Source organism: Nocardia sp. NPDC003482 (assembly GCF_053588115.1).
In genome coordinates, this window is record NZ_JBSFPI010000007.1 from 185,348 (window position 1) to 211,331 (window position 25,984).

At 70.5% G+C, this 25,984-nt stretch carries 23 protein-coding genes; 12 read left to right on the plus strand and 11 right to left on the minus strand.

What is annotated here, in order from left to right:
- Positions 1–11 precede the first annotated feature (11 nt).
- Both ACWDSJ_RS13230 and ACWDSJ_RS13235 read right to left on the minus strand, forming a co-directional pair.
- The gene (locus ACWDSJ_RS13230; protein WP_387369250.1) at positions 12–1,172 is read right to left on the minus strand and encodes an FAD-binding oxidoreductase; all 1,161 of its coding nucleotides are present in this window, start codon (positions 1,170–1,172) and stop codon (positions 12–14) included.
- A gap of 167 nt (positions 1,173–1,339) precedes the next feature.
- Positions 1,340–2,362 carry an NADP-dependent oxidoreductase gene (locus tag ACWDSJ_RS13235; RefSeq protein WP_450031800.1) on the minus strand — a complete coding sequence of 341 codons (1,023 nt, stop codon included), beginning with the start codon at positions 2,360–2,362 and terminating at the stop codon, positions 1,340–1,342.
- Between the two features lie 103 nt (positions 2,363–2,465).
- Between ACWDSJ_RS13235 and clpB the strand changes: the two genes are divergently transcribed.
- The 6 genes from clpB to ACWDSJ_RS13265 all read left to right on the plus strand — a co-directional run bounded on the left by clpB (position 2,466) and on the right by ACWDSJ_RS13265 (position 9,455).
- On the plus strand, positions 2,466–5,021 hold the full coding sequence (gene clpB / locus ACWDSJ_RS13240; RefSeq protein WP_450031802.1) for an ATP-dependent chaperone ClpB: 2,556 nt from the start codon (positions 2,466–2,468) through the stop codon (positions 5,019–5,021).
- Positions 5,022–5,047: 26 nt separating this feature from the next.
- A complete protein-coding gene (locus ACWDSJ_RS13245) occupies positions 5,048–5,848 on the plus strand; it encodes a DUF5666 domain-containing protein (protein ID WP_450031804.1) in 801 nt (266 codons plus the stop codon).
- A 65-nt stretch (positions 5,849–5,913) separates the two neighbouring features.
- Positions 5,914–6,927 carry a hypothetical protein gene (locus ACWDSJ_RS13250; RefSeq protein WP_450031805.1) on the plus strand — a complete coding sequence of 338 codons (1,014 nt, stop codon included), beginning with the start codon at positions 5,914–5,916 and terminating at the stop codon, positions 6,925–6,927.
- A 116-nt stretch (positions 6,928–7,043) separates the two neighbouring features.
- The gene (pyrE, locus tag ACWDSJ_RS13255; RefSeq protein ID WP_387369261.1) at positions 7,044–7,589 is read left to right on the plus strand and encodes an orotate phosphoribosyltransferase; all 546 of its coding nucleotides are present in this window, start codon (positions 7,044–7,046) and stop codon (positions 7,587–7,589) included.
- A 98-nt stretch (positions 7,590–7,687) separates the two neighbouring features.
- Complete coding sequence (locus ACWDSJ_RS13260) at positions 7,688–8,746, plus strand: beta-ketoacyl-ACP synthase 3 (RefSeq protein WP_387369263.1); 1,059 nt, start codon at positions 7,688–7,690, stop codon at positions 8,744–8,746.
- 4 nt (positions 8,747–8,750) lie between these two features.
- The gene (locus ACWDSJ_RS13265) at positions 8,751–9,455 is read left to right on the plus strand and encodes a lysoplasmalogenase (RefSeq protein WP_450031808.1); all 705 of its coding nucleotides are present in this window, start codon (positions 8,751–8,753) and stop codon (positions 9,453–9,455) included.
- Here ACWDSJ_RS13265 and ACWDSJ_RS13270 read toward each other — a convergent pair.
- Genes ACWDSJ_RS13270 through ACWDSJ_RS13280 form a run of 3 tightly spaced genes read right to left on the minus strand, consistent with a single transcriptional unit; the run spans position 9,439 to position 11,957 of the window.
- Positions 9,439–9,885: a hypothetical protein gene (locus tag ACWDSJ_RS13270; protein ID WP_387369267.1), complete on the minus strand. Its 447-nt coding sequence runs from the start codon at positions 9,883–9,885 to the stop codon at positions 9,439–9,441. The two genes, ACWDSJ_RS13265 and ACWDSJ_RS13270, sit on opposite strands and share 17 nt — an antisense overlap.
- Before the next feature lie 54 nt (positions 9,886–9,939).
- Positions 9,940–10,593 carry a LuxR C-terminal-related transcriptional regulator gene (locus tag ACWDSJ_RS13275; protein ID WP_450031810.1) on the minus strand — a complete coding sequence of 218 codons (654 nt, stop codon included), beginning with the start codon at positions 10,591–10,593 and terminating at the stop codon, positions 9,940–9,942.
- A complete protein-coding gene (locus ACWDSJ_RS13280) occupies positions 10,590–11,957 on the minus strand; it encodes a sensor histidine kinase (protein WP_450031812.1) in 1,368 nt (455 codons plus the stop codon). Before ACWDSJ_RS13280 ends, ACWDSJ_RS13275 begins: the two co-directional genes overlap by 4 nt.
- 103 nt (positions 11,958–12,060) lie before the next feature.
- Here ACWDSJ_RS13280 and ACWDSJ_RS13285 point away from each other — a divergent pair, with 103 nt between their 5' ends.
- Positions 12,061–12,777, plus strand: coding sequence for a TrmH family RNA methyltransferase (locus tag ACWDSJ_RS13285; protein ID WP_450031814.1), 717 nt, complete (start codon positions 12,061–12,063; stop codon positions 12,775–12,777).
- On the opposite strand, the gene ACWDSJ_RS13290 is transcribed toward ACWDSJ_RS13285, so the two are convergent.
- Positions 12,761–15,052 carry an ATP-binding cassette domain-containing protein gene (locus ACWDSJ_RS13290; RefSeq protein ID WP_450031816.1) on the minus strand — a complete coding sequence of 764 codons (2,292 nt, stop codon included), beginning with the start codon at positions 15,050–15,052 and terminating at the stop codon, positions 12,761–12,763. The two genes, ACWDSJ_RS13285 and ACWDSJ_RS13290, sit on opposite strands and share 17 nt — an antisense overlap.
- Positions 15,053–15,114: 62 nt before the next feature.
- On the opposite strand from ACWDSJ_RS13290, the gene ACWDSJ_RS13295 reads away from it, so the two are divergent.
- Together ACWDSJ_RS13295 and ACWDSJ_RS13300 are read left to right on the plus strand one after the other, a co-directional pair.
- Positions 15,115–16,071, plus strand: coding sequence for a helix-turn-helix transcriptional regulator (locus tag ACWDSJ_RS13295; protein ID WP_450031818.1), 957 nt, complete (start codon positions 15,115–15,117; stop codon positions 16,069–16,071).
- Positions 16,072–16,127: 56 nt separating this feature from the next.
- Positions 16,128–17,273, plus strand: a complete 1,146-nt coding sequence (locus ACWDSJ_RS13300; RefSeq protein ID WP_450031820.1) for a glycoside hydrolase family 76 protein — start codon at positions 16,128–16,130, stop codon at positions 17,271–17,273.
- Between the two features lie 9 nt (positions 17,274–17,282).
- Here the strand turns inward: ACWDSJ_RS13300 and ACWDSJ_RS13305 are convergent, their stop codons facing one another.
- Together ACWDSJ_RS13305 and ACWDSJ_RS13310 are read right to left on the minus strand one after the other, a co-directional pair.
- The gene (locus ACWDSJ_RS13305; RefSeq protein ID WP_387369281.1) at positions 17,283–18,020 is read right to left on the minus strand and encodes a DedA family protein; all 738 of its coding nucleotides are present in this window, start codon (positions 18,018–18,020) and stop codon (positions 17,283–17,285) included.
- Positions 18,021–18,033: 13 nt separating this feature from the next.
- Positions 18,034–18,732, minus strand: coding sequence for a DedA family protein (locus tag ACWDSJ_RS13310; RefSeq protein WP_450031970.1), 699 nt, complete (start codon positions 18,730–18,732; stop codon positions 18,034–18,036).
- A 292-nt stretch (positions 18,733–19,024) separates the two neighbouring features.
- Here ACWDSJ_RS13310 and fbaA point away from each other — a divergent pair, with 292 nt between their 5' ends.
- Both fbaA and ACWDSJ_RS13320 read left to right on the plus strand, forming a co-directional pair.
- Entirely contained in the window at positions 19,025–20,062 is a 1,038-nt protein-coding gene (fbaA, locus tag ACWDSJ_RS13315) for a class II fructose-bisphosphate aldolase (RefSeq protein ID WP_387369283.1), read from the plus strand.
- Positions 20,063–20,149: 87 nt separating this feature from the next.
- Entirely contained in the window at positions 20,150–21,286 is a 1,137-nt protein-coding gene (locus ACWDSJ_RS13320; RefSeq protein WP_387369285.1) for a BTAD domain-containing putative transcriptional regulator, read from the plus strand.
- Here ACWDSJ_RS13320 and ACWDSJ_RS13325 read toward each other — a convergent pair.
- Entirely contained in the window at positions 21,283–21,615 is a 333-nt protein-coding gene (locus tag ACWDSJ_RS13325) for an excalibur calcium-binding domain-containing protein (RefSeq protein WP_387369287.1), read from the minus strand. The genes ACWDSJ_RS13320 and ACWDSJ_RS13325 overlap by 4 nt on opposite strands.
- A 185-nt stretch (positions 21,616–21,800) precedes the next feature.
- On the opposite strand from ACWDSJ_RS13325, the gene ACWDSJ_RS13330 reads away from it, so the two are divergent.
- Positions 21,801–23,267 (plus strand): DUF4185 domain-containing protein, encoded by a 1,467-nt coding sequence (locus ACWDSJ_RS13330; protein ID WP_450031822.1) that lies wholly within the window; start codon positions 21,801–21,803, stop codon positions 23,265–23,267.
- Here the strand turns inward: ACWDSJ_RS13330 and ACWDSJ_RS13335 are convergent.
- Both ACWDSJ_RS13335 and ACWDSJ_RS13340 read right to left on the minus strand, forming a co-directional pair.
- Positions 23,264–24,304, minus strand: coding sequence for a fused (3R)-hydroxyacyl-ACP dehydratase subunits HadA/HadB (locus ACWDSJ_RS13335; protein WP_450031824.1), 1,041 nt, complete (start codon positions 24,302–24,304; stop codon positions 23,264–23,266). The genes ACWDSJ_RS13330 and ACWDSJ_RS13335 overlap by 4 nt on opposite strands.
- 96 nt (positions 24,305–24,400) lie before the next feature.
- Positions 24,401–25,552, minus strand: a complete 1,152-nt coding sequence (locus ACWDSJ_RS13340; RefSeq protein WP_450031826.1) for an Rv0361 family membrane protein — start codon at positions 25,550–25,552, stop codon at positions 24,401–24,403.
- Between the last annotated feature and the right edge of the window lie 432 nt (positions 25,553–25,984).

The following is a 25,984-nucleotide window of genomic DNA, read 5'->3' on the forward strand; positions in this document are numbered from 1 at the left end:
TCGCCTTTCGATCAGACGGGATCGGTCATGATGATCGACTCGGGCGTGCCGACCGCCAGCAGCGCCCGCTTGGTGTCGGCGATCATGCGCGCCGAGCCCGCGATCTGGATCTGCCGGTCGGCCCAGGCGCCGAAACTCGCCACCACCGCGCCCAGGTTACCGATCAATCGGCGGTGCATGCCGAACGGCGGATCGGCCGGGGGATAGGGATGCCACCACGGATTGGACTCGTTCTCGCACACCGGAACCACCGTGAGCCACGGATTGCTCAGCGACAGCTGCCACATGTTCTCCACATCGTAGAGATCGCACGGGTAGCGGCCGCCGATGAAGAAGTGCACCCGCGGGTTCTGGCCGCGCCGACCCATCTCGATCAGCTGGGCGCGCAGCGGGGCCACGCCGGTGCCCGCGCCGATCATCAGCACGTCGCGGCGGGTGTCGCGCCGAACGTGCAGCCCGCCCAGCGGACCCGCGATCGCCCAGCGGTCGCCCACCTGGGTCTCGTTCACGATCGCCGGGCTCACCCAGCCGGTGCGCACCTTGCGGACGTGGAACTCGATCTCGCCGTACGGATTCGTGGGGATCGCGGGGGACAGGTAGCGCCACATCTTGGGCCGCTGCGGGATCGACACCGGCACGTACTGCCCGGCCTGATAGGGGATCGGGCTGTCGGACTGCAACCGCACGATGGCCAGATCGTCGAGCACCCGCCGGTGCCCGACCACGGTCGCCTCCCAAAACGGTTGGGATTTGTCCGAATTCGCGCCGATCGCCATCGATGCCGAGATGAGGATGCCGATATCGCGCCAGCCCTCCTCGAGCTCACGGCTCCAGCCCGTCGCGCCGTGATAGGTCCGGAACGCCGCGACCAGCGCGCGGCCCGCGATGTCGTAGTGCGCCGCCTCGACACCGTACTTGCGGTGATCGCGGGCCAGTTGTTCCAGGAACCGCTGCGCCCGGTCCCAGTCCTCGAGATGATCGAGCACGAATTGGATGGCCGTGGCCACCTTCTTCGGCATCATGTCCATCGCGGGCGGGAAGAGTTCACGCAGGGCGGGATTCTCGGCGAACATATGACCGAAGAACGCGCTGATCAACCGTTCGGGCCCGTTGGGCGCCTCGAGAATCGACCGGAAGTTGGCGCGGACCAGCGCTGCCGAACGCGCATCCACGACGACGAGCTTCCTTTCTGCATGTATCTGCCCGGGGACCGCACACCGGATCGGCGGTCCTTCGGAGTCAAGTATCCCCGAACGCGGCGGGATCGCTCGGTTATAGAGGTATTGACTGACCCACACCCGCCGAGGCGAAACGCCGACGTGCCGGCGCCTCGGGGCGCTCAGATGACCAGAACCGCCTTGCCGCCGTCCGCGGCCGCGAGCACCGCGCCCAGGTCGGTCAGCGGCCGGGCCACGTCGACCGGGATCACGAGGTCGCCCGCGGTCACTCGGCGCAGGAGTCGGCGCAGGTCGTCCGCGTCGCCGGACGGTCCGATATTGCCGCCGCGCAGTCCGGCCGCCCGCAGCCGGTCCGCGTCGGCGGCCCCGAGCGTGCTCAGGACCAGGCCGCCGGGACGCACGAGGCGGCACAGGTGGGTCAGGACCGCGGGCGGCGACACCGGATCGAACAGCGCGTCGACGCCGCGCGGGTGGTCGTGGCGGAGCTGTTCCGTCACGGGCGCGCGCACGGGATCGATCACCTCGTCCGCACCCAGGCGGATCATGCGGTCGGCGTCCGCGGCGCGGGCGACGGCGAGCACGTGCGCCCCCGAAGCCTTCGCCAATTGCGTTGCCAGCGAACCGATTTCGCTCACCGCACCGTTGATCAGCACCCGTTGCCCCGGACCCGGCTCGGCGGCGTCGACCAGGCGCTGGGCGATCAGCCCGGCGGTGGGCAGGGCCGCGGCCTGGACCAGGCCGATGCCCTCGGGCAGGCGGGCGATCGTGCCGGTGACCGGACTCGCCCCGAATTCGGCACAGGTGCCGGGCCGGGTGCGGAAGGCGCCCACGACCCGATCGCCCACCGCGAATCCGCGCACCCCGGGGCCGACCGCCGCGACCGTGCCCGCCCCGTCGACGCCCGGGACGAGCGGGAATCCGGCGGGCGGGCCCGTCAGCAGCATCCGGTCGTAGCCGGTGAGCCCGGCGGCGGCCAGGCGCACGAGGATCTCGCCCGCGCCCACGGCGGGGGTGGGGAGTTCGACCGGTTCGGGGATCGCGCCCGATTCGCGTACCACCATCGCGCGCATCGCCGCGGTGATCCTTTCCGGCGGGGTGACCAGGTCGGAGGACTCGGGGACAATTCGGACGTCCGGCCCATCGTAGGACGGCCCGGGCGGATCATCGGGGAGGCGAGCGGGCATTGCGTTCCCGGACCGAATTTTCCAAACTTGAGCGGAACAGACTCAACCTCTGGCGCGTTGGATCTGTCGAAAGCCCTCTGTCCCGACCCGTAGGAAGGTGAATGTGGACTCGTTCAATCCCACCACCAAGACCCAGGCGGCCCTGACCGCCGCCCTGCAGGCGGCCTCGGCCGCCGGTAACCCGGAGATCCGTCCCGGGCACTTGCTGGTGGCGTTGCTGGATCAAACCGACGGCATCGCCGCCCCGCTGCTGAAGGCCGTCGGCGTCGACCCGGCAACGGTCCGGCGCGAGGCCCAGGACATCGTGGAGCGACTGCCCCGCGCGACCGGGGCGACCACCTCCCCGCAACTCGGCCGGGAGGCGCTGGCCGCCATCACCGCCGCCCAGCGGCTCGCCACCGAACTCGGCGACGAGTACGTCTCCACCGAACATCTGATGGTCGGGCTGGCCGACGGCGATTCCGACATCTCCCAGTTGCTGCTGAAGTACGGCGCGACGAAAGACGCGCTGCGCGAGGCGTTCACGACCGTGCGCGGCAACGCGCGCGTCACCACCGCTGATCCCGAGGGCACCTATCAGGCGCTCGAGAAGTACTCGACCGACCTCACCGCCGCCGCCCGCGAGGGCAAGCTCGACCCGGTCATCGGGCGCGACACCGAGATCCGCCGCGTCGTGCAGGTGCTGAGCCGCCGCACCAAGAACAACCCGGTGCTGATCGGCGAGCCCGGCGTCGGCAAGACCGCGATCGTGGAGGGCCTGGCCCAGCGCATCGTCGCCGGGGACGTGCCGGAGTCGCTGCGCGGCAAGAAGCTGATTTCGCTCGACCTGGGCGCGATGGTCGCGGGCGCGAAGTACCGCGGCGAATTCGAGGAGCGGCTCAAGGCCGTGCTCGAGGAGATCAAATCCAGTGCGGGACAGATCATCACGTTCATCGACGAGCTGCACACCATCGTCGGCGCGGGCGCGACCGGCGAGTCGGCCATGGACGCGGGCAACATGATCAAGCCCATGCTGGCCCGCGGCGAACTGCGGCTGGTCGGCGCGACCACGCTCGACGAGTACCGCCAGCACATCGAGAAGGATCCGGCCCTGGAACGCCGCTTCCAGCAGGTGCTGGTCGGCGAGCCGTCGGTGGAGGACTCCATCGGCATCCTGCGCGGGCTCAAGGAGCGCTACGAGGTGCACCACGGCGTGCGCATCACCGACTCCGCCCTGGTGGCCGCGGCCACGCTGTCGGATCGCTACATCACCTCCCGGTTCCTGCCGGACAAGGCGATCGACCTGGTCGACGAGTCGGCCTCGCGGCTGCGCATGGAGATCGACTCCCGCCCGGTGGAGATCGACGAGATCGAGCGCGCGGTACGGCGTCTGGAGATCGAGGAGATGGCCCTCGCCAAGGAGACCGACGAGGCCAGCAAGCAGCGGCTGGAGAAGCTGCGCTCCGAACTCGCCGACGACCGCGAGAAGCTCAACCAGCTGATGACCCGCTGGCAGAACGAGAAGCAGGCCATCGACTCGGTGCGCGTCATCAAGGAGCAGCTCGAATCGCTCAAGGGCGAATCCGAGCGCGCCGAACGCGACGGCGATCTGGGCAAGGCCGCCGAACTGCGCTACGGCCGAATTCCCCAGCTGGAGAAGGAACTCGCCGAGGCGGAGAAGAAGGCGGGCGCCGCGCCCGACGGGCAGGTCATGCTCAAGGAGGAGGTCGGCCCGGACGATATCGCCGAGGTGGTCTCGTCGTGGACCGGGATTCCCGTGGGCCGCATGCTCGAGGGCGAGACCCAGAAGCTGCTGCGCATGGAGGACGAACTGGGCAAGCGCGTGGTCGGGCAGAAAGAGGCCGTCGAGGCGGTGTCCGACGCCGTGCGCCGCGCGCGGGCCGGGGTCGCCGACCCCAACCGGCCGACCGGCTCGTTCATGTTCGTCGGCCCGACCGGAGTCGGCAAGACCGAGCTCGCGAAGGCGTTGGCGGACTTCCTGTTCGACGACGAGCGGGCGATGATCCGCATCGATATGAGCGAGTACTCCGAGAAGCACTCGGTGGCCCGCCTGGTCGGCGCCCCGCCCGGCTACGTCGGCTACGACCAGGGCGGTCAGCTGACCGAGGCGGTGCGGCGGCGGCCGTACACGGTGGTGCTGTTCGACGAGATCGAGAAGGCCCACCCGGACGTGTTCGACATCCTGTTGCAGGTGCTCGACGAGGGCCGGTTGACCGACGGCCAGGGCCGCACGGTCGACTTTCGCAACACCATCCTCATCCTGACCTCCAATCTGGGTGCGGGCGCGGACAGGGAGCACGTCATGAACGCGGTCCGCTCGGCCTTCAAGCCGGAGTTCCTCAACCGCCTCGACGACGTGGTGATGTTCCACCCGCTCAACGAGGAGCAGCTCGAGGACATCGTCGACATCCAGCTGGCCCAGTTGCAGAAGCGCCTGTCGCAGCGGCGGCTGAAGCTGGACGTCAGCGATTCGGCCCGGTTCTGGCTGGCCGTGCGCGGTTACGACCCCGTCTACGGGGCTCGGCCGCTGCGCCGGCTCATCCAGCAGGCGATCGGCGACTCGCTGGCCAAGGAATTGCTGGCCGGTGAGGTGGGCGACGGTGACCTGGTGAAGGTCAACGTCTCCCCCGACGGCGACGGGTTGATTGTCGGCCGCTGAGCGGATCTGCACCTACCCTGGTTCGCATGACGAATCCGAGCGACCCGTGGGCGCAGCGACCGGAGTCGTCCGAGCCGCCGACGCGGCGGGTCGGCGGTCCGGGCCCCGCGGGCGAGCCGCCGTTGCACACCTCCGAGTACACGGAGGCGTACGGGTACGGCACGAATCCGACCGAGCCGTACCAGTACGGCGGCCCGCCCGGCCCGCAGCCCACCCGCGAGATGCCGTCCTACGACGCGCAGTGGGGCGGCTACGAGGGCGGCTCGGGAACCCAAGCGCCGCTGTGGAATTCGCCGGGCGGCCCGGATCAGCCCTACGGCCCGACCGGGCTGCCCGTCGAGCCGCCGCGGCGCAATCGCACCGGGCTGTGGATCGGGCTGACCCTGGGCATCTTCGTGCTCGTCGTGCTCGGCGGCGTGGCGGTGGGCATGCTCCTCGCGGGCGGTAACGACTCCGATTCCAGCGCGGCCGCGGGCACCACCACCCGCTCGGCGCCGACCAGCCGCGTGCCGGTGGCGCCGCCGGGCGCCTCCCGCGGACCCAATCCGAGCATTCCGGCGCTGCCGGGTCTGGGCGACATCGACAACCTCGGCGCGACCATGGGCACGATCAGCGCCAACGACGGCGCCACGCTCACCATCGAATCGCTGCTCGGCGCGAACGTCACCGTGCGCACCGACGCGAAAACCCAAGTGATCTCGTCGGGTTCGGGCAAGGTGGCCGACCTGCACCCCGGCGATATGGTGGTGGTCCAGGGCGACAAGGGCCCCGACGGTTCCATCCTCGCCAAGATCATCATCAGCACCGCGCTGTCGGGCCCGCGCTAGCTCGCGCCCGAACACGACGTGCCGCCGCGCCCCCGGCGTGGACGCGGGCCTTAGACTCGACATCGATGGCGATGACGGCGATGTGGTTCGGGCTGGCGGCGGTCGCACTGGTGGGTGCGATCGTGCTGCTGTATTTCGATCGGCTCCAGCGGCAGCGGACCGGTCACGTGCGTCAGGTGTGGGCGAAATCGCAGGGCTACACCTACGTCTCGGTCGAGCCGTCGCTCGCCTCGACCTGGCGTCGGGGCGCGATGGCGAAACTCGGATACCTGTCCGCGGTCGACGTGGTCTCCGGTAACCGGCGCGGCGAGAAGTTCGTGCTGTTCGATCTGGAGGACGCGGCGACCCTGGTCGCGGTCCGTCGCCAGATCGGTTCCGACATCGACATCGACCTACGCCTCAAAACCGCCTCGCCGCCCAAGGACGCCGATCTGGAACTGCTCGGCGCGATCGGCGACCGGGTCGTCTTCGCCACCAACCCCGATATCGCCCGGCACGCCGTCGACCAGCGCATGGTCGCCTTCATCGAGACGCTGCCCGAGACCGTGCAGCAGCTGTGGAGCGAGGGCAACTGGACCCTGGGCATGCTGCCCGTCGGCACCTCCGCCAAGGACTGGGAGGCCGCGATCGACGCCGTGCTGCGGCTGTCCGGCCTGCTGCACGTGCTGCCGCCCGTCGCCGGGGGCGAGCAGCCCGCCCGGCCCGACGCCGCGCCGAAACCGGATCGCCCGCGCCCGTCCGAGGACGACGAACCGGACGACGACGACCGGACCTACCGCTACGAGTACCGCGACGAGGACGCCGAGGACTACGCACCCCTCGTGAAAGACATTGCGGGCGAATCGGATTCCGAACCCGCCGAACCCCCGCGCCGCCCGGCGCTGGCCGTCGTGCCCGATCCGCGCAACCGCGTCCGGCGCAACTGGCCGCCCGCCGAGGAGGTCCCCGACGAGCCCGCGGACGACGAGCCGCCCGCGGCCGAGCCCGCGGACACCTTCGCCGAGGACGAGCTGCCCGAACGTCCCGGTGGGCCCTTCCACCCGGGTTTCCGTCCGTACCAGGGTCCCGCACCCCGGTGATCCTGCGCGCCGCGCCGCCGCCCGGCATATCCTGACTCGTCGTCGATCGCACCTCCGCGGCCCGTTCGGGTCGCGCTCACCAGGCATGTTCAACGCAGGCGGAAGGACACACGGAAATGATCGAGTCGACCACGGACCGGGACAGATTGGCCGAGCTCGTGCGGGAGCTCGCCGTCGTGCACGGCAAGGTCATCCTGTCGTCGGGCAAGGAGGCCGACTACTACGTGGACCTGCGCCGAGCCACCCTCCAGCATCAGGCCGCCCCGCTCATCGGCAAACTGCTGCGAGAGCTGGTGTCGGACTGGGAGTTCGACGCCGTGGGCGGGCTCACGATGGGCGCGGACCCGGTGGCGCTGGCCATGCTGCACGCGCCCGGCCGACCGCTCGACGCGTTCGTGGTGCGCAAGGCCGCCAAGACGCACGGCATGCAACGCCAGATCGAGGGCCCGGACGTGGCCGGTGAGCGGGTGCTCGTGGTGGAGGACACCACGACCACCGGCAACTCCCCCCTGACCGCCGTCCGCGCGCTCCGCAACGCCGGAGCAACCGTGGTCGGGGTGGCCACCGTCGTCGACCGCGAGACCGGTGCGGCCGAGGTCATCGCCGCCGAGGGCCTCCAGTACCGGTCCATCCTGAGCCTGAAGGACCTCGCGCTGGGCTGAAGGTCCCCCTCTCCTGGGCTGAATCTGGGCCTGCCTGCTCGCCTGGGCTAGCCTGGATTCGTTGGTCCGGTCAGTGGTGAAGGGTCGTGTGAGGCACCGTGGTGAGCATTGCAGTCAACAGGGGTCGCGAGAATGTAGCGATGCTCGGCATCGGCGCCTACCGTCCCAAGCGCATCGTCAGCAACGCCGAGGTGTGCGAGGTGCTGGACTCCACGCCGGAGTGGATCTTCGAACGCACCGGCGTGCGCAATCGCCGCTGGATCAGCGGTGACGAGACGCTGCGCTCGATCGCGGCGGCCGCGGGCGAGCGCGCGATCGCCAACAGCGGCATCGATCGCTCCCGGATCGGCACGCTGATCCTGGCCACCTCGAGCTGGCTCAAGCTGACCCCGCACGGCGCCCCCTCGGTCGCCTACGACCTGGGCATGAACGGCATCCCCGCCTTCGATCTGACCTCCGGCTGCGGCGGTTTCGGCTACGGGCTCGGGGTGGCGGCCGATCTGATCCGCGCGGGTTCGGCGGAGTACGTGCTGGTGATCGGCGCGGAGACGATGACGGTCGGCCTCGACCCGACCGACCGCGGCACCGCCATGATCTTCGGCGACGGCGCGGGCGCGGTCGTGGTCGGCCCGAGCGAGGAGAACGGCATCTCCCCGACGGTGTGGGGCAGCGACGGTGAGAACGCCGAGGCCATCGCCCAGGACGTCGACTTCCTCGAGTTCATGAACAAGGCCCAGGCGTTGCAGGGCACCGATCCGGCGGTCGAACCCGTCGGGCGGATGTCGCTGCGGATGGAGGGGCAGCGCGTATTCCGTTGGGCGGCGGTCACTCTCCCGCGCGCGCTGTCCACCGCGCTCGCGGTGTCGGGCGTCGCCAAGGAGGACATCGAGGTGTTCGTCCCGCATCAGGCGAACTCCCGCATCAACGAGCTGATGAAGAAGAACCTCGGCCTCGCCGACGACATCCCCATGGCCAACGACATCGAGAACACCGGCAACACCTCCGCCGCCTCGATCCCGCTGGCCATCGAGGAGATGCTGGTGTCGGGCAAGGCCAAGGGCGGTCAGCTGGCGTTGCTGCTCGGTTTCGGCGCGGGCCTCAGCTACGCGGGGCAGGTGGTCACGTTGCCGCCCAAGCCGATCGAGCCGAGCTTCTGAGCCGATGCCCCGTCCCTTCCGCGCCGCCTACGTCGCCGCCGCGGCGGTCACCGTCGCCGGTGCGGTCGCCGGCCGGGACCGGTGGCAGTGGGCGGCCAAGCCGCTGCTGATGCCGCTGCTGGCCGCCGACGCGCTGCACGGCGGCCGCGGGCTCGCCCCGGCCGACCGCGGGCTGCTGCTCGGTTCGCTGGCTGCCGCCACGATCGGCGACGTCCTGCTCATCGATCCCGACGACGATCGTCGATTGGTCGCGGGCGCATCGTCTTTCGCGGTCGCGCAGACCGGGTACGCGGCGCTGTGGTGGCGGCGCGGGGCGCGCCCGCGCGGAGCGGTGCTCGGGCCGCGACTGGCGGCGTGGCTGGGCGCGGCGGCGCTGTTGCGGGCGAAGGCCCCGAATCTGGTTGTGCCGCTGTCGGCCTACGGCCTCACGCTGGGCGCGGCGGCGGTGCTGGCCTCGGATCCGGCGCTGGCTCCCGGGGCGAAAGTCGTTGCGGGAACGGCTGTTCCGGGTCGCGATCCCCGCAGTCGGCTCGGTCTGGGCGCACTGCTGTTCACCGTCTCGGACGGGACGATCGTCCTGCGCCGCCTGTTCGCCCGCGGCGAGCGGGCGCGCCGGGTGAGCGAGGGCGCCGTGCTGGCGACCTACGCCGCGGCCCAGTACCTGCTCACCGATCCGCGCGCGCACGCCGGGACTACAGGCAGAGCATGATGCGGTCGCGGTCGGCCGGGTCGACGCGGATCGAGATCGTCTCGCCCACAACGATTCTGGGCCGGTCGATCGGGGCCACGTCGAAGACGATGGTGCCCCGGTAGGGTTCGGATCCGGGTACGGTCAGGCTCAGGTCGAGTTCGGCCAGTTCGGTGTGATGATCGGTGGGCGCCAGCGGATGCACGGCCTCGATGGTCGCCCAGCCCTCCAGTCCGTGCCGCAGCAGGCGGCGGTCGGCGCGCGAAGGCCGTTGCGCCAGCAGCATTCCCAGCCCGGCGCAGGAGCCGAACATGCCGACCAGCGCGATCAGCTGGAACGGCAGCGTGCCCGGCGGCGTGTGCCGCACGATCCAGCCCAGCCAGAGGCCGAGGAGGATCAGGTACCCGGCGGTCACGCCGAGCACGGTGCGAAGTATGCGCGCGTGGTCCATGTCCGCCGCCCCTCGAGCCCGGTATTCCAGGATAGGCCGCGGGACGGACGGTGTTCAGGACTTGAGCCTCAGCACCGCCAGCACCCTGCGGTGATGCATATCCGAGGGCGGCAGCTCCAGCTTCAGGAAGATATTGCCGATGTGCTTCTCGACCGCCCGCTCGGTGACGGTCAGCGCCCGCGCGATCGCGGCGTTGGACAGGCCCTGCGCCATCAACTCGAGCACCTCGCGTTCGCGCGGGGTCAGCCGGGTCAGCGAATCCTGCTGCCGTGCGGCGCCCATCAATTGACTCACCACCTCCGGATCGAGGGCCGTGCCGCCGGTGGCGACCCGGTGCAACGCGTCGACGAAGTCGCGGACATCGGCGACCCGGTCCTTGAGCAGATAGCCGACGCCGCTCGCCCCGCTCGCGAGCAGTTCGGTGGCGTACCGGGTCTCGACCCACTGCGAGAACACCAGCACCCCGGTGCCGGGGAACTTGCGCCGCAGCTCGATGGCCGCGAGCAGGCCCTCGTCGGTGAACGAGGGCGGCATCCGCACGTCGACCACGGCCACGTCCGGCCCGTGCGCGGCGACGACCTCGCTCAGCCGGGTGGCGTCGCCGACCATCGCCACCACCTCGTGCCCGCGCTCGACGAGCAGGCTCGCGAGCCCGTCCCGCAGGATCGCGCTGTCCTCGGCGATCACGATCCGCAGCGGGGCCGTCATCGCGGTCCGGCCAGCGGCAGCACGAGGGTGACGACGGTCGGGCCGCCCACCGGACTGTCCACGGTCAGCGCGCCGTCGACCGCGCGGGCGCGCGCGGCGAGGCCCGAGAGTCCGCCTGCCACAACCGTTTCCCCGCTCGGCGCGGTCGGCTGGAGGACGCCGCCGCGGCCGTTGTCGCGCACGGTGATCGCCAGCTCGTCGGCGCCCGCGGGCGGCACCGTGACCCAGGCCCGATCGGCCCCGGCGTGTTTGACGACATTGGTGAGCAGTTCGGCCACCGAGAAGTAGGCGATGGCCTCGATCGCGGGCGTGGGCCGGACCGGCAGGTGCACCCGCAGTTCGACCGGCACCGCGCAGCGCGCGGCGAGGGTCTCCAGCGCGGGTTCCAGGCCGAGTTCCAGTGCGGGCGGATGGATTCCGCGCACGAGTTCGCGCAGTTCGGTGAGCGCCTCCTTGGAGCTGGTGCGGGCGTCGGCGATCAGATCGGTGGCGTCGCCGCCCGCGGCGAGCCGCTCCTCGGCGCGGCCCAGCGTCATGGCGATGGTGACCAGCCGCGCCTGGGTGCCGTCGTGCAGATCCCGCTCGAGCCGCCGCAGGGTGGCCGCGGAGTCGTCGACGGCGGCGCGGCGGCTCTCCTGGAGTTCGGTCAGGCGGCGGTCGCGGCCGGTCGGGGTCAGCAGCGCCAGCGCGAGCAGCCGGTGCAGCGCGCACACGCCCCGGATCAGCCACGGCAGCAGGAAACAGCCGATCACCCCGACGGCGGCCAGGCCGAGCACGCGCGGCCAGGTGTCGATGTAGTAGTCGCCGAACTGCGCCAGCGAATGGTGTTCGCGCCCTTGGTCGTCGACGTTGATCGGGCGGAACAGCACCCACGGGATCGGCGAGATCGCGGTGAACACCGTCATGGCGATGGCCACCAGCACGAAGTAGCCGCCGAAGAAACCGAGCGCGACCTCCGCGACCAGGAACGCCAACGCCCGCCACGAGGTGAGATCGGTGACGACCGCGCGGAACCAGCCCAGCAGACCGGGTTTCGGGGCGAACGGCGGCGGGGCGGGCATCGGCGTGTCCAGCAGCGTCGCCCCGAGCGCGCGATACACCCGGCCCCACACCCGCCCGCTCAGCAGCAGCACCGCCAGCGGCGTGCCCAGCAGGAAGATCGAGGCCACGGCCGCCAGCGGATACCCCACCAGCAGAAAGAGCATGGCGACCCCGCCGAGCACCGCGGCCACGAGCAGGTACGCCAGTTCCTTCCAGGTCCGCACCTCGATCGGCGCGCGCAGGAAGGCCCGGGCCGCGCGCCGGGCGGGCGCGGGTTCGGCGGCCGCGAGCGCGGCGGTGGGTTCGGCGTAGGTCTCGGTCATGGTTCCATGCTGGTCGCGGGGCGGCCCGCGCACGAGGGAGCCGCCCACCGGATCGGTGGTGGGGCCAGCCACACCCCGGGCCCGAGCCTAGCCCGCCGCTACGATGACGCCCGTGAGTCATGCCCAGCCCCTGCCGTCGCGACCCGGCGTGCCCGAGCCGGAGGACCGGGCAGCCGGGCCGACCGAATGGGGTGAACATCCGCACGGCGTGGGCCCGTGGCGCGACGAGTTCGGCACCCCGCCGCCGGACGATCCGCGGCTGGATCCCGATCTGCTCGCGCACGGCGACCGCCGCAATGTCGTCGACGCCTACCGCTACTGGCGGCGGGAGGCGATCGTCGCGGACATCGATCGTCGTCGGCACCCGTTCCACGTGGCCATCGAGAACTTCGGGCACGACGCCAATATCGGCACGGTCGTGCGGACGGCGAACGCGTTCGCGGCGGCCGCGGTGCACATCGTCGGGCGACGCCGCTGGAATCGCCGGGGCGCCATGGTCACCGACCGCTATCAGCGCATCGAGCATCACGCCGACATGGCCGGACTGTCGGCGTTCGCCGAGCGCGAGGAGCTCATGGTGGTCGCGGTCGACAACGTGCCCGGCTCGGTCCCGCTGGAGAGCGCCCGCCTGCCCCGCAACTGCCTGCTGCTGTTCGGTCAGGAGGGGCCGGGCGTCACCGACGACGCGAAACAGGCGGCGGTGATGACCGTTTCGATCGCCCAGTTCGGTTCCACCCGCAGCATCAACGCCGGGGTGGCCGCGGGTATCGCGATGCACGCCTGGATCCGGCAGCACGCGGATCTCACGACGTCCTGGTAGCCGCTCGCAGCGCCCGGCCGGTCGGCGAGTCCCGCCGCGCGAGCTGGGCCGGGGTGCCCTCGAACATGATCCGCCCGCCGCGCCGCCCCGGCCCGGGGCCGAGGTCGATCACCCGGTCGGCGGCGCGGATGACGTCCAGGTCGTGTTCGATGACCACGAGCGTATTGCCCTGTGCCACAAGCGCGTCCAGCACGCCGAGCAGCGTGTCGATATCGGACAGATGCAGGCCGGTGGTGGGTTCGTCGAGGACGTAGAGCCGGTGACCGTCGGAGCGGGCCAGCTCCTTGGCGATCTTCAACCGCTGACATTCGCCGCCGGACAGGCTGGTCAGCGACTGCCCCAGCCGCAGATACCCCAGGCCCACCTCGTCGAGCCGGCGCAGCGCCCGCGCGACGGCCGGATCGGGCAGCCGCGACACCGCCTCGGCGATGGTCAGGTCGTCGACGTCGGCGATGCTCAGGCCGTCGACGGTGTAGCCGAGCACCTCGGGGGTGAAGCGCCGCCCGCCGCACGCCTCGCAGATCGTCTCCTGACCGTCCATGAACGCCAGATCGGTGTAGATCACCCCGACGCCCTTGCACACCGGGCACGCGCCCGCGGAGTTCGCGCTGAACAGCCCGTCGCTCACGGAGTTGGTGCGCGCGAACAGCTTCCGGATGGCCGGGGCCACGCCGGAGTAGGTGAGCGGCGTGGACCGCCGATTGGTCGACACCGGCCGCTGATCCACGACCGTGGCCGGATGCCGCGCCACCAGTTCGGCCGCCAGGCTCGACTTCCCCGATCCCGCCACGCCGGTCAGCACGGTCAGCACCCCGGCCGGGACGTCCACGCTCACCCCGCGCAGATTGTTGCGGGTGGCATCGGATACCCGCAGCCGCCCGGTCGGCCGCCGCGGCGAGCGTTCGGCGCGGCGGGAGCGCAGCGCTCGCCCGGTCGGCGTGTCGGCGGTGGTCAGGCCGTCGAACGCGCCCTCGTAGACGATCCGGCCGCCCGCCGCCCCGGCCGCCGGGCCGACCTCCACGATGTGATCCGCCGCCCGCAGCACGTCCGGGTCGTGCTCCACGACCAGCACCGTATTGCCCTTGTCGCGCAACGACTTCAGCAGTTCGACGGTGGCGGCGACATCGTGCGGATGCAGCCCCACCGTCGGCTCGTCGAAGATGTAGAGCATCTCGATCAGGCTGCTGCCCAGATGCCGCACGGTCTTGATGCGCTGCGATTCGCCGCCCGACAGCGTGGTCGTCGGCCGCGCCAGCGACAGGTAGCCGAGCCCGATCGCGGTCAGGGCGGTCAGCTTGTCGCGCAGCGCGGAGACCACGGGCTCGACGCGGGAATCCCGCACGCGCGCGACGACTTCCGCGAGTTCGCTCACCTCGAGTCGGCTCATCTCGCCGATCGTGTGGTCGAGCACCCGCGCCGATCGCGCCGCCGGTTCGAGTCGTTCGCCGTGACAGTCCGGGCACGTCCCCGAGCGGGTGAACCGTTCCAGCACGGCCTGTTTGCGGTCCGAGAGGGTGTCGGAGGTGTGCAGGTAGACGCGTTCGAACAGCTCGACCACGCTCTCGTAGTCCGCGGGCAGGCCCAGCCGCCGGGCCGCCGCGCCCCCGCGCAACAGGGCCTCCCGTTCGTGGGCGGGCCACTCGCGCAACGGTTTCCGGGTGTCGAACCGGTCGTGGCCGAGGTAGCGTTCCAGCCAGTACTTGCCCGGCGCGAAGCCCGGCAGCCGGATCGCGCCGTCGGGCAGCGTCCGATCGAGATCGACCAGGCTGTCGTCGTCGGTGGTGAGGGTCTCGCCGAGCCCGCCGCACGTCGGGCACATTCCGGCGGGATCGTTGAACGAGAAGTGGTTCGATTCGCCGACGTACGGTTCGCCGATCCGCGAGAACAGCAGGCGCAGATAGGTGTACGCGTCGGTGATCGTGCCCACCGTCGAGCGCGCGTTGCCGCCCAGCCGTCGCTGATCGATCACGACCACCGGCGACAACCCCTCGATCAGCTCCACCTCCGGCCGTTCCCACCGCGGCAGGCGGTTGCGCACGAACGGGGGGAACGTCTCGTTGACCTGATACCCCGCCTCCGCCGCGATGGTGTCGAACACCAGCGAGGACTTCCCCGACCCGGACACCCCGGCGAAGACCACCAGCCGTCCGCGCGGGATGTCGATATCCACCCCGCGCAGATTGTTGGTGCGTGCGCCCCGGATTCGGATCGTCGCCCCGCTCGCGGCGGCCCGCACCGCGGCGTTCCGGGAGGTCGTCTCGTCGATCGCAGTCATGATCTCGACGCTACGAGCAGATGTGGCCGGATTCCGACCGCGATTCGACGACAATGGCAGACGTGCCCGATGTCACCCGCCGCATGCTCGAACTGCTGGCCTCGCTCCAGACCGGCCGCCGCTTCACCGGCGCCGAGCTGGCCGACCGCCTGGGCACCAGCCCGCGCACCGTGCGCCGCGATGTCGAGCGGCTGCGCGCCTACGGCTATCCGGTGACCACCCAGCCGGGCCCCGGCGGGTACTACCGGCTCGCCGCCGGAACCACGTTGCCGCCCATGGTCTTCGACGACGACGAGGCGGTCGCCACGGTCGTCGGACTGGGAATGCTGGCCGCCGCGCAGGACGCGGGCCTCGGCGGCGCGGCCGAACGCGCCTACGGCAAGATCGACCAGCTGCTGCCGAAACGCCTGCGCGCCGAGGCGACCGCGCTGCGCACCACCCTCGAGGCGGCCGCGACCACCGTCCCGCCCATCGATCCCGACCTGCTGGCCCGGCTGGCGTCGGCGGCGACCCGGCACGAGCACGTGAGCTTCACCTACACCGCGCGTTCCGGCGCGACCAGCCGTCGCCGGGTCGAGCCGTATCGGCAGGTGTATCGGCATCTGCGGTGGTATCTGCTGGCCTGGGATCGCGATCGCGCGGATTGGCGCGCGTTCCGCATCGACCGCATCACCGAATTGTCCAGCGGCGGAACGACTTTCCCGCCGCGCCCGCTGCCCGCGGAATCGGCGGCGGCCTATCTGCACGCCGAGCAGACCGCGCCCCGGCATCGGGCGGTCGTCACCGTCGGCGCGCCCGCGGCCGCCGTGCTCGACGCGCTGAAATTTCAGGAGTGCGTCGTGATGCCGCTCGGCCCCGATCGCTGTTCGATTACCACATGGGTCGATTCCTTCGAATGGCTCGTCCTCAATCTCACCTTTCTCGACGCCGACTTCGTGATAGAGCACCCCGAAGCCTTTCGGAAACGATGCCGTGAACTGGGGTCACGCCTGAATCGAGCGGGAAAATCGCGGGTGTGACACATACGGATAACAAATCGGCGGCGAGTCGAGAAATGGCCTGGCACCATTGAGCCATGATTTCGCGGAGCGATCATGCCGAACCCACGGCCGAGGTGTGGGCAGAGCGAGCCGACAAGGCCGAATCCGCGATCGTGTCCCGGCACCTGCGCCGGCTGTGGGGGCTGCCCGGCACCGAACTCGGCGTGGTGGGCTGGCCCCCGACCCGCCCCGAACGGGTCTTCGCGACCTGGCACTACTGGTGGCAGGCGCATCTGATCGACTGCGCGATCGACGCCGCGAACCGCGCCCCCACCCCGCAGCGCCGCGACCGCATCGCCACGCTCGCGCGCACCCACCGGCTCCGCAATCTCGACGGCTGGACCAACAACTACTACGACGATATGGCTTGGCTCGCACTGGCTTTGGAGCGCGCCGAACGCACCCAGGGCCTCACCGAACTGCGCGGCGGGCTGCTGGCACTGGAGAAGGAACTGGTCTCCGGCTGGGATGAGCGATTCGGGGCGCTGCCGTGGCGCAAGGCGTCGGACTTCTTCAACGCCCCCGCCAACGGCCCGGCCGCGATCGTGCTGGCCCGGCTCGGCCACTACGACCGCGCCGCCGAACTGGCCGACTGGCTGGACAAGACGCTGCGCGATCCGGAGACCGCCCTGATCCTCGACGGCGTCCACCTACCCGGCGGCGAACTCGAACGGCCGGTGTACAGCTACTGCCAGGGCGTGGTGCTCGGGCTCGAGACCGAATTGGCCGTGCACACCGGCGATGTCCAGCATGTCGAGCGGGTGCGGCGGCTGCTGCGCGCGGTGGAGGACCGAATGACCGTACGCGGCATCGTCTCCGGCGGCGGGGGCGGGGACGGCGGCCTGTTCAACGGCATCCTGATCCGCTACCTCGCGCTCGTCGCGGTGATGCTGCCCGGCGACGAACCCGAACAGGCCGCGGCCCGCCGTGCCGCGGCCATGATCGTCAAATGCTCCGCCCGCGCGGCCTGGGAGCATCGTCTCGACGTCGAGGGCGAACCGCTGTTCGGCCACAACTGGGCCGAACCCGCCCGGCTGCCCACCGGCAGCGCGGGCGCGGGCGTGTTCACCGTGGGCGGCTCGGTCACCTCGTCCCGCGTTCCCGAGCGCGATCTGTCGGTGCAGCTGTCGGGCTGGATGTTGATGGAGGCCGCGCATCTGGTGACGGCCGCCGGGCTCTGAGGCCCGCCGTCAGTCCGGGGTCTGGATCCAGCGGTTGCGCACCCGGAATTCGTGCGCGTGCCGGACGGCGACCGGCAGCGGCTGGGTCACGTCGTCGACCTCGAAATCCTCCGCGGGACGCGACATCTCGACCCGATACTGCCGAATCCCGATGATCGTCCCGGCGACCAGCGCCACCACCAGCGTGCCGATGACCGTGGGCAGCAGCCACGACACCCGCCGCAGGAACCCGCCCGCGTAGAAGCCGATCAGCAGCAGCACCGGCGCCCAGATCACCGCGCCGATGGAACTGGCCACGGTGTACCGGCGATGGTCCATCCGCGCGGCCCCGGCCACCAGCGGGCACAGCGTGCGCACCCACGGGATCCAGCGCGCGACCAGTACGGCGAGGAATCCGTGCCGGTGCAGCAGATCGCTGACCTTCTCCAGGTTGCGGGTGTTGATGTAGCGCCCGTTCTTCCGGGCCACCAGGCGATGACCGGTGCGATGCCCGATCACGTAACCGACCTGATTACCGGCGATCGCCGCGACCATGGTCGCGACGGCCAGCGCCCAGACCTGGGTGTGGCCGGTCGCGTGCGAGGCCAGCACGATTCCGGCGGTCAGCAACATCGAATCGCCGGGCAGGAACAGGCCGATGATCAGGGCGCACTCGAGGAACACGAAGACGAGGACGACGGTCCAGACGAGCACCGGCCCGGCGGACTGCAGCGAATCCAGTTCGCCCAGTGCGAGGGGTAGCGGCATGGTGGGCAATCCGTCAGCGCGTGGGTTCGTTCGTCGCGACCGGTTCGGCCTCGGCGTCGAGGACCGGCTCGTGGTTGCGCAGCTTCTGCACCACCGAGATGATGCCCGGCAGGATCGAGACGAACACGATGAGCAGGAAGATCGCCTCGACGTGATCGCGGATGAAGCCCACGTTGCCGAGGAAGTAGCCGAGCACGGTCACCCCGCCGCCCCACAGCACGCCGCCGATGATGTCGAAGGTGACGAACTTGCGGTAGTCCATCCGCGACACACCCGCGAGCACCGGCATGAAGGTGCGCACGACCGGCACGAACCGGCCCAGGATGATCGTCTTCGGCCCGTACTTCTCGAAGAAGGCGTGCGTCTCGGTGACGTAGCGCTGTTTGAAGAAACGCCCGTCCTCCCGATGGAACAGCGCCGGACCGATGGCCCGCCCGATCCAGTACGCGCACTGGTCACCCGCCACCGCGGTGACCGCCACCGCGGGCACCAGCACCCAGATCGATACCGGCGGATGGGTGTACGCGGCCAGCATGCCACCGGTGAACAGCAGCGAGTCGCCCGGCAGGATCGGGAACAGCAGACCCGTCTCGATGAAGACGATGACCAGAATGGCCGGGAGCACGGCGTTTTTCAGCCATGTCTCCGTCAACAGGTGCATGGGATCGAGCAGCGCTTTGATTCCGGAGCTACTCGCGACAGCATCAGATATGGCCAGCAAGGTCACGGGCACCACAGTACCGGTGACCCCGCTATCGCACAGAACCTCAGGGCAAGCTCACAGGTTTTCCGGCCCTCCCGCCTGTCCCCACTACGGCACGCCCCCTGTCCCCGGCGCCCCACGACCCTTGTCCCCCGCGCCCACCGACCCCCTGTTCCCCGGCCGCCCCGCCGAACCCCTGTCCCCGGCACGCCCTTCGCCGGGGCGGGGTTTCCCCCGGTGCCCCCCGGAAATTAGGGTATGACCTGACAGAACGTTCATCGCCGATACGGAGGTCACTGCTGTGCCCATCGCGACTCCGGAGGTCTACGCCGAGATGCTCGGTCGGGCCAAAGAGAACTCCTTCGCCTTCCCGGCGATCAACTGCACGTCGTCGGAGACGATCAATGCGGCGATCCGCGGCTTCGCCGAGGCGGGCAGCGACGGGATCATCCAATTCTCCACGGGCGGAGCGGAATTCGGCTCGGGCCAGGGCGTCAAGGACATGGTGACCGGCGCGGTCGCGCTCGCGGAGTTCGCGCACGTGGTGGCCGCGAAGTACGACGTCACCATCGCGCTGCACACCGACCACTGCCCCAAGGACAAGCTGGACGGTTTCGTGCGTCCGCTGCTGGCCATCTCGCAGGAACGTGTCAAGGCCGGGCAGCAGCCGCTGTTCCAGTCCCATATGTGGGACGGTTCGGCGATCCCGATCGACGAGAACCTCGAGATCGCGAAGGAACTGCTGAAGCAGACCGCCGCGGCGAACATCATCCTCGAGGTCGAGATCGGCGTGGTCGGCGGCGAGGAGGACGGCGTCGAGAACGCCATCAACGACAAGCTCTACACCTCGCCCGAGGACTTCGAGAAGACCCTCGACGCGCTGGGCGCGGGCGAGAACGGCAAGTACCTGCTCGCCGCCACCTTCGGCAACGTGCACGGTGTGTACAAGCCGGGCAATGTGAAGCTGCGCCCGGAGGTGCTCGCCGAGGGACAGCGGGTGGCCGCGGCCAAGCTCGGCCTCGGCGACGGCGCCAAGCCGTTCGATTTCGTCTTCCACGGCGGTTCGGGCTCGCTGAAGTCGGAGATCGAGGATTCGCTGCGCTACGGCGTGGTGAAGATGAACGTCGACACCGACACCCAGTACGCGTTCACCCGCCCGATCGCCGCGCACATGTTCAGCAATTACGACGGCGTGCTGAAGATCGACGGCGAGGTCGGCAACAAGAAGGTCTACGACCCGCGCAGCTACCTGAAGAAGGCCGAGACCAATATGGCCGCGCGCGTGGTCGAGGCGTGCAACGACCTGAGGTCGGCGGGCAAGTCCGTCAGCGCGAAGTAGTTTCGTGAACCGGGCAGCGGCCGGTCTCGGCGCCGGCCGCGTCGCCCTCGCCTTGCCGCCGCGCGCAACGACTGATTTCGTGGACATATGACTGGCGTCGTGGACATCCGGGTGCTCGGCCCGGTGCGTTTGCTCGTCGACGGCGTGCCGGTGGCGGTCGGCGGTCCCAAACCGCGGGCCCTGCTGGCCTCGCTCACCGTGAACCGCCGTCGCGCGGTGGCCTCGCAGGCGCTGGCCGATCTGGTGTGGAACGAGCAACCGCCCGACGCGTATTCGGCCAGCCTCCAGGTGTTCGTCTCCAATATCCGCAAGGCGCTGCGCAATTCGGGCGTGGATCCGGCGGAGGTGCTGCGCACCGAGGCGTCCGGCTACCGCCTCGACATCCCCGACGAGGCGTGCGATCTGGGCCGGTTCGAGGCGGCCCGGCGCGCGGGCGCGGAGGCCGCCGCGGCCGGTGCGCACGAACGCGCGGCCCGGCTGTACGGCACCGCGCTCGAACAGTGGAGCGGCAAGGCCCTCGGCGATCTGGCCGGGCTGCAGTTCGCCGACAGCTTCGCCACCGCCATGGACGAGGAATGGCTGCTCGCCGCCTCCGCCCGCATCGACGCCGAGATCGCTTGCGGCCGACCGGCTTCGGTGATCGGCGAACTGCTGGCCATGACCAACGCCCACCCCCTGCGCGAACCGCTGTGGGCGCAGCTCATCACGGCGCTGTACCTCTCCGGCCGTCAGGCCGACGCGCTGGAGGCGTGCCGCCGGGTGCGCGCGGTGCTCGCCGACGAACTCGGCATCGATCCGGGCCCGGCGCTGATCCAGCTCGAGCAGCGGGTGCTGCGCCAGGAGACGCTCGATCTGGGCGAGATCACCGCCGCCGAACGCCTCGCCAAGGCCATGACCGAGACCGTCACCGAGGTGCCGCGCAAGGCGCGCGGCGGGCTGCTGCGACTGCCGGACGGCCGGACGGTCCCGATTCCCAAGGGCGGCTTGACGATCGGCCGCATGACCGACAACGATCTGGTGCTCGACGACCCGAAGGTCAGCCGCTATCACGCGCACATCCAGTCCGGCCGCGCGGGCCTGCTGATCCGGGACCTGCACTCCGCCAACGGAATCTACGTCAACGACTACCAGATCGAGAGCGGCACCATGCTTTCCGACGGCGACGTGCTGCGCATCGGCGCGACCGTGCTGCGCTTCGAGGCGGACCGGGCCGCGTCGGCCTAGTGGTCGGCGGCCGTGCAGGCCACGCCGTCGCCGTCGGAGTCCAACCGCCGGTCGTAGCCGGGCTGCCCGGCCAGCAGCGGGGCGCGGCCCTCGGCGATGACCTGGGCGCAGTCGACGAAGTACCGGGTCTCGGGCGCGTCGTCCCGGGGCGCGGGATCGGGGCGGTGCAGCGTCCCGTCGTGGCCGGTCGACCAGCCGGAGCCGCCCGCGCTGGGCGCGGCGCTGGAATCGGATCCGGCCGCGGCCAGCGGCGCCGACACGACACCGGCGGCGAGCAGACCGGCGGCCAGGATCGGGAGGGCGGAACGCCCGGGGCTCGAGATCTTCACGGCGGCAATCCTGTTCAGCGAGGTTTCCTCCCACTGTAGGCGCGAAACCTGTGGATGTTCCCAGGAAAGTTCGGCCCCCGATGTGATCCGTCGGCGTGGATTGCCCCCGAATGTCGGGTTCACCCCGGTAGGGTTCTGCCTCGGTGAGAAGCGCGTCCGGGTGGACCGAGGCGAGGGGTTGGAACATGGCCATGCGGCTGCTGGCCGCCGTGGGAGCGGTCGTCGTGGGTGCCGGAACGCTGGTGGGCGCGCAGCAGTCGGTCGCCGCCGCGGAAGACGGTGCGGGCCCGCGCGTTCCGGGCATCGGACCGTGCGCGACCGATCCGGTGCCGGTGCACGCGCCGGTGGTGAGCCGGAACACCGAGATCCCGATCCCGTATCCGGTGGTCACCGTCGATCCGGGTCCGCCGCCGCCGACCACGCCCGTGCGGGTGCCGGTGGATCTCCCGCCCGACCCGTGCGTCAACCCGTGCCCGGATCTGACCGACCGGCCCGAGCCGCAGAGCCTGCTCCAGCAGCTGGGCCTGCCCGAGGTCAAGATCAGTCCCGGGCCGTTCTATCTCGCCGTGCCCGCGGGCCCGCCGCCCGAACCGCCCACCCCGCGCCCGGCCGCGGTCCATCCGCCGACCGAACCCGCCGCCCGGGTGGCCGCCCGGCCCGCGCCCCGGGTGCGGGAGGTGACCGAGGTGGCCAAGGTGACCGGCGCGAATTCGGTGAACCGCACCGACAAACGCTGGCAGGTCTACGGCACCGATCTCGGCATCATGTGGGAGAGCGCGCCCGACGAGATCGCCATGGCCTTCGGCGACACCGTCGGCCTCGGCTTCCATCCGCCGGGCGGGATGGGCGGCGACTGGCGCAGTAACCTGTTGGCGTTCAGCAGCAATCGCGATCTGGACCGCGGCGTGATCTTCGACCGCATGGTGACCGACGCCCGCTGCCACGCCGCCGAGATACTGACCAGCCGCAAGAAGGACAACATCGAGATCACCACGATCCCGACCTCCGGCTTCGCGATCGGGGAGCGGCAGTACCTGAGCTATATGTCGATCCGTACCTGGAACAGCGTGCCCGGCACCTTCTTCACCAACTACGGCGGCATCGCCTACTCCGACGATCACGGCCAGACCTGGACCAAGGACCCGTACGCGCACTGGGACAACATCTTCGGCGTCTCCCAGTTCCAGGTCGGCGCGATGGTTCCGCAGGGCGACTACGTCTACCTGTTCGGCACCCCGAGCACCCGGTTGGGTTCGGTCGGCCTGGCCCGCGTGCCCAAGGACCAGGTCCTCAACACCACCGCCTACCAGTACTGGCGGGGCGGCACCTGGACCCCGGTGGGCGGCGCGGATTCGGCCGAACCGATCGTGGACGCCCCCGCGGGTGAACTCTCGGTGCGCTACGACGCCGCGCGGGACCGCTGGCAGATGAGCTATCTCGACACCGCGAAGGCGGCCATCGTTGTGCGCGAAGCGGATTCACCGCAGGGCGTCTGGTCGGAGTCCGCGCCCTTGGTGTCGGCGGTGCAGTTCCCGGAGCTGTACGGCGGCTTCATCCACCCGTGGTCCACGGGCACTGACCTGTACTTCACGCTGAGCACCTGGAGCGACTACAACGTCTACCTGATGCACGCCCGCCTGGACGGGAGCTAGCTCAGTCGCACCTGGGCCATCGCCCGGCCGAACAGCTTCTTGCCCAGGCAGGTTCCGCTCAGCAGGATGGTCGCGGTGCGGCGCTCGGGATCCAATGACTTGATCCGGCCGCTGAATTCGACCTCGGCGGGCGAAAGCGCCGGCACCGGAACGAAACCCGAGAAGCGCACGCTGTAGCTCTCGATGGCGGTCGGATCGCCCAGCCAGGCGGACAGGTAGTCCGCGCCCAGACCCATGGTGAGCATGCCGTGCGCCACGACCGACGGCAGGCCCGCGAGTTCGGCCGCGCGGTCGCTGAAGTGGATCGGGTTGGTGTCGCCGGAAACGCCCGCGTAGTTCACCAGATCGCCGCGGGTGACGCGCCGGGTCGCGGTCGGCAGTTCGTCGCCGACGGACAGATCGTCGAAGCCGGGCAGCGTGTTCACCGGTCGCGCGCCGCGGGATTCGGCCAGCGCGGGCGCCTTCGTCGCCTGCTCGCCGTCGAGCGGGATCAGCACGTCCGGATCGCCGCCGACATCGCGGCGATGCATGACCACACCCTCGACCAGCCGCACGAGATCGGGATCGATGTCCGCGCCCAGCCGGGCGACGATCGTGGTCGTACCGATCTGGACGACCACATCGCCCTCGTCGACGATGATCGTCTTGACGACGATGAAGTCGTTGCCGCGCACCCGCCGGATCGAGTCGATCTCGGCGTCGATGCGCAGCCGGTCGCCGGCCTGGATCGGGCGGTGGATCTCGAAGACCTGATCGGTCTGCAACATCTGTGACAGGTCATAGTCGGTGAGGACGTGGTCGAGCAGGGCCTGGGTGGTGATCCCGCCGAGCACCGAGGTGAATGTCGCGGGCGCGACGACCCCGTCGTAGCCGAGCTTGCCCGCGTCGGCCTCGTAGCGGTGGGCCGGGTGGCTGTTCTGTACGGCCCGCGCGAATTCGCGGACCTTCTCCCGGCCGACCTCGTAATGATCGCGAATTCGGTAGTGCCGCCCGGCGCCTGCCGCGGGGGTCGTCGGATCGGGTGCCAGTTCCGGCATATCCCTCGCTCCCTCGAGTCGTACTGCGTAAATCCTTATCATGTCCATCGCGCATAGCCGCGCGGACGTGACAGGGGCGCGCCGTATTTCTCACAATCATCCCGCGGCGTTCGGCGGATCGCACACCTTCCAGCCCTGCGGGGTGTGCTGGAGATCGAAGGTGCGCGCCACCGCCTTGTTCGGATCGGCGTCGGTGTACACGCTGGCCTGCGCGGTGGCCTTCTCGTCGGTGATCTGCACGGCGTCGACGCTGGCGATCTTGGGAATCTTCTTCTGGTCCACGGCCAGTTTGTGCACTCCGGCGTACTGGTCCGGGGCGATGTTCTGGTAGAAGTCGTGCAGCGTGCCACAGGTGCTGTCGCGCAACTTGTCCAGACTGCCGTCGGCGAGCGCGTCGGTGTAGGTGCCGATCGCGGTGCGCACCTGCGCCTGCGGCGAATTGTCCTTGCCGCCGCTCAATCCGAGCACCGCGGCGACGATCGCGATCACCACCACGATCGCCACGCCGCCGATGATCAACCAGCGCTTGTCGAGTCCGCCCTTCGCGGCGCTCTGCTCCGGCTCCGGCGGCGGGGCGGCCGGGGGAATGTGCTGCGGCTGCGCGATCGGCCGCGGCGTCACCGGCCGCTGCTGCGACGGCACCGTCGGCTTGAGATCGGCGGGCGAGGGCGCCGCGCCCTGCCGCCCCGGCCCCGCGCCCTGCGACGGCCCCGAAGGCCCTTGCGGCCCAGCGTTCTTCGGCCCCGCGCCCGGCCGCGGCGTCACGGGCGGTTTGGCCACCGGCCCCGGCCCGCCCGGCCGCCGCGCCCCCGGCTGCTGCACCGGCAGAATGGTCGTCGCCGCGTCGGACGGATTCGACACGATCGGCAGCGCGACGGTCTTGGAGTCGTCATCCCCCGGCTGCGGCCGGTCGTCCCGCTTCCCTGGTTTCGGAATCGCCTCGGTTGCCGCGTCCTTCGCGGGTTCGCCCGGCTCGCCTTGCGGCGCGGGCGCTTTCGCGGCGCCGAAGCGCACGGTGGTGTCGGCACCGGGATCGCCGGAATCGTCGGTGTCCGGCTTACCCTGCGGCGCGGGCACTTTCGCCGTCCCGAGTTTCTCGGTCCGGTCCGCATCGGTCCCCGATCCGCCCGGCGTGGCCGCCTCGAATCGCACGGTCTCATCGGATTCGGATTCCGCCTGCTGCTGGGCGGCCGGAGTCCCCTGAATCGGCACCGGCGTGGGCGCCGTCCCCCGCCGCGGCAGATTCATCGGCGCCGCAGGGCCTTTCGCGGCAGGCGCACCGGGTTGATTCGAGCCCTGGTCGCTCGCGGGCTGTGCGCCGTCATCCTTCGGCTTCGGCTGTTCGGCGTCGGTCCCACCGGATGGCTGCGCCGCACCCTGATCCGAGCGAGTCGGTGGCGTCACCGTGCCCGGCTTCCCGCCCTCCGTCGCCTTCTTGTCGCTCGGCGTCTGCGAGGACCGTTCCGCGCCAGCCTGATCCGGCCGTTCGCCCGCCGCACCCGGCTGATCGCCGCCTTGGGTACCAGGGCCGTCCGCCGATGCGGGAGCGGAATTCCCTGCCCCACTCGGGCCGTTCGGCGCTTGTGCCGCGGGCTGACTCGGCTGCTCCGCCGCACGGGGCTCCTCCGAGCGCCCGGCCGGTGTCGGCGCGGGGGCCGAATCCTGCGCTGGGCCAGACTG